We start from the raw sequence: 3834 nt of genomic DNA on the forward strand, positions 1-3834 counted from the left end.
CGTTCGGGATAATGCGAGGCGAGTGACCTCGACCGTCACCTCCATGTCGCTTTCCGGCGGGCCGTGGTAGAGACCCTTGAGCGGGGGGACGTCGGTGTAGTCGCGGCCGCGGGCGACCACCACGTGCCGCTCCCCCACCTCGGCCCCGCTCGTCGGGTCGAGCGGGATCCACGAGCCGGCCCAGTACTCCACCCAGGCGTGGCTCTGCCCGACCGCGGTGCGGCCGGGCTCCGCGTGGACGTCGGGGTGCAGGTAGCCGGACACGTAACGGGCGGGCAGCCCCGCGGCGCGCAGCAGCGCCACGGTCAGCTGCGCCATGTCCTGGCATACTCCCTGGCCCTTGTCCCAGGCCTCCTGGGCGTTGGTGCGCACCCCGGTCGCGCCGGGCATGTACGTGACGTGCTCGCGGACGCGGCCGGAGATCGCCGCCGCGGCCTCGTCCGGGTCCAGGCCGTTGATGTCGCTCATGGCCGCGTCCTGGATCTGCCCCGTCACCGTGGTCAGCGGGGTCGGCAGCAGGAACTCGAGCAGCCGGCCGTGCGGCGCCCGCGCGCGCAGCTCCGCCCAGCCGGGGCGGTCTTGCGCGGCGGGGACGCCGGGAAACGGCTCGGTCTCCACCATCGCGGTCGCCAGGATCAGCAGCCCGTCGTGCGCCTCGGGCAGGTCGAACACGCTGACGTAGCTGCCCCAGTAGTCGTTGTAGGTCCATACCGGCGCGCCGGGCCCGGCGGTCACCCGCGCGTCCATCGTCGTCTGCGTCGGCAGCGTCAGCGGTGTCATCCGCGCCTCGTTGAACGACGTCAGCACGGGCCCTGAGTACGTGACCCGGGTGGTGTGCTCGATCCGCAGCCGCCAGCCCACCGCTCAGCCGCCCCGTTCCCAGGCGACCGGCGACCGGTACTGGAAGTACCGCTTGGAGATCGCCTCGCTCGCCCGCACGCAGGTCTCCTGCAAGGTGGACAGCAGCTCAGGCAGCTGGGCCGGGAGTTGCTTCGGGTCAGCGTACTCAAGCCGGTTGCGCAGCCGCCCGACCGGGCGCCGCGCCGGGTCGTCGAGACCTGCCCGCACCCGCACCGGGCCAGGGGACAGGTCGGCCAGGCATTCCTCAGCGGTGGCCAGCGCGTGCACGACGCTGCGCGGGAAGAGCCTGTCGAGCAGCAGGAACTCCGCGACCCGCGCGGACTCCGCGGCCCAGCCGTGGGTGCGGATGAAGCTCTCGTGCGCGCCGCAGGCTCGCAGCAGGACCGGCCAGCCGAGGTCGTCGGGAGCGGCCATCCTCGCCAGCAGCAGCCGCGCGGTCATGTCGGCGCGCTCCAGGCTGCGGCCGAGCACCAGGAACCGCCAGGCGTCGTCGTGGCTCATCGTCGAGTCGGCGAGGCCGAAGAACAGCGCGGCCCGCTCCCTGATGAAGCGCAGGTAGACGTGCGGGCCGAGGCGTTCAGCGGCGCGTTTCTGGCCGGGCAGCGCGAGCGCCGTGACGTTCAGGCACTCCCACATCTCGCTGGAGATGACCTCCCGGATGCCGCGCACGCCGGCCCGCGCGCCGAGCACGGCCCCGGCGATCGCGCTGGGGCTGTGCGTGTCGTAGACCAGGCGGAACAGCACCGCGCCGACGTCGAGCCCGGCGTCCGGCTCGGCTGCCACGCCGAGGATGCCGAACAGCGCGCGGCACTCCGCGTCCGAGCCGCCGCCCGCCGTGCCGAGCATCCGGTGCACGTACACGTCGATCAGCCGTGCGGTGTCGTCCGCGCGCTCCACGTAGCGCCCGGTCCAGTACAGCGTCTCGGCGATCCGGCTGAGCAGCTCGCTGTTCACTGATCCGGACCGCTCTGCCTGCCGAGGGCCGTGACCTCGGGTCCGATACTTCTTGCTGTTATCACGACTGACTGGAGCGGATTCTGCTGGATCAGTCCCGAACGGGCGCTGGCTAGCACCCACGTGTCCTTGGATCCGCCGCCCTGGCTGGAGTTCACGACCAGTTCCCCCTCGGGGAGGGCCACTCGCGTCAGCCCGCCGGGCAGCACCCACACGTCGCTGCCGTCGTTCACCGCGAACGGCCGCAAGTCGATATGCCGCGGCGCCAGCTTCTCCCCCACAAGCACCGGCGACGTGGACAGCGCCACCGGGCGCTGCGCCAGCCAGCCGCGCGGGTTGGCCCGGACCCTGGCCTTGAGCATGGCGAGCTCTTCTGTCGTGGCGCGCGGGCCGATGACGATGCCGGCGCCGCCCGCGCCGTCGACCGGCTTGAGCACCAGCTGGTCCAGGTTGCCGAGCACCCAGCCGAGCACCTCTTTGTCGTCGAGGCGGTGCGACTCCACGTTGTCGAGCAGCGGCTCCTCGCCGAGGTAGTACCTGATCAGGTCGGGCAGATAGGTGTAGATCAGCTTGTCGTCGGCGACCCCGTTGCCGATGCCGTTGGCGATCGTCACGTTGCCCGACCGCGCGGCGTTGAGCAGGCCGGGGCAGCCGAGCACGGAATCGGGGCGGAAATGCAGCGGATCGAGCCAGTCGTCGTCGACCCGCCGGTAGATCACGTCGACAGGGCGCCTGCCGTGCGTGGTGTGCACGTAGACCCTGTTCCGGTAGCAGAACAGGTCACGCCCCTCGACGAGCTCCACGCCCATCAGCCGCGCCAGCAGGGTGTGCTCGAAGTACGCGGCGTTGTACATGCCGGGGGTGAGCACCACGACGAAGGGGTCGACGACGCCGTGCGGCGCGGCGGCCCGTAGCGCGCCGAGCAGCCGTGACGGGTACTCGTCGACCTGGTGCACGCGCTGCTCGGCGAACAGCGCGGGGAAGGTCCTGGTCATGGCCAGCCGGTTCTCGATCACGTAGCTCACCCCGGACGGGACGCGCACGTTGTCCTCGAGAACCCGGAACCGGCCGGCCTCGTCCCTGACGAGATCGATGCCGGCGACGTGGACCCGCACTCCGTTCGGCGGGGCGACCCCGATGACCTCGCGGCGGAACTTCTCGCTCGTGAAGACGAGCCGCCACGGGATCACTCCGTCGTCGAACGCGCGGCCGGGCCCGTAGACGTCCGCCAGGAACGCCTCGAGCGCCTTGACCCGCTGCCTGACCCCGTTGGCTATGAGATCCCACTCGACGGCGTCGATGACCCGCGGTATGAGGTCGAGCGGGAACGGCCGTTCCTCCCCGGCGTAGTCGTAGGTGACCCCGCGGTCGGTGAACACCCGGGCGAGCTGGTCCGCGCGGTACCTCAGCTCACCGGGATCCATCGGCTGCAGGACCGACACGAGCGCGTCGTAGGCCGCGCGGGGCTTGCCGGGCGCGGCGAACATCTCGTCCCAGGCCTCGGCGAGCCGGTAACCGTCGAAAATGTCCGCCACGCCCTCCAGCGTAGACATCTGCTGTTCCACGTCCATTTCGCCAGGTGACACAGATGTTTCGGACTATTTCCCCGGCATGACCAACCCGCGCGCCGCCCGGGGTCGCGGCCGCGCCGCTTCTTGCTGTTATCAGGGCGGTGGATTTATTGTGGGGACTTTGCCGCCGGAAACGGGGACAAAGTCCCCACAATCTTTGGCGGCCCAGCCGCATCTTGCTGTTATCAGATCGCAGTGAAGGTGCCGGGCGTACCGACGCTGGGCAATGATCACATCAGTCACTCCTGTTCACTTTGCAGCCGTGGTGACCACTTTTCGGGTTAGGTGACCGGTCACAAGTGGTCATTTCGGCTGCAAAGTGACCCAGGTATCGGGCGGAGCCGGTCGGCGGTGACTGGTGGTACTCCTGGGGCAGTAACAGGGCGGCGGGCGGCAGCCGGAGGGGGCGGGGCCGGATGGCGGCTAGCCTGGTGGGGAGAGAGGTGGC

Annotated in this window: 2 protein-coding genes and 1 pseudogene; all 3 read right to left on the minus strand. The window is 70.4% G+C overall.

The annotated features are described in order from the left end of the window. The coding region (locus WA805_RS25905) for a transglutaminase family protein (protein WP_425243656.1) at positions 1 to 861 on the minus strand (861 nt) is incomplete at its 3' end. Positions 862 to 864: 3 nt separating this feature from the next. Beyond that, entirely contained in the window at positions 865 to 1815 is a 951-nt protein-coding gene (locus tag WA805_RS25910; RefSeq protein WP_422282431.1) for an alpha-E domain-containing protein, read from the minus strand. Between the two features lie 113 nt (positions 1816 to 1928). After that, positions 1929 to 3368, minus strand: a pseudogene (locus WA805_RS25915) (circularly permuted type 2 ATP-grasp protein); the annotation flags it as partial. Positions 3369 to 3834: the final 466 nt, after the last annotated feature.

Source organism: Trebonia sp. (genome assembly GCF_049794275.1).
In the GTDB taxonomy this organism is placed as follows: Bacteria; Actinomycetota; Actinomycetes; order Streptosporangiales; family Streptosporangiaceae; genus Trebonia.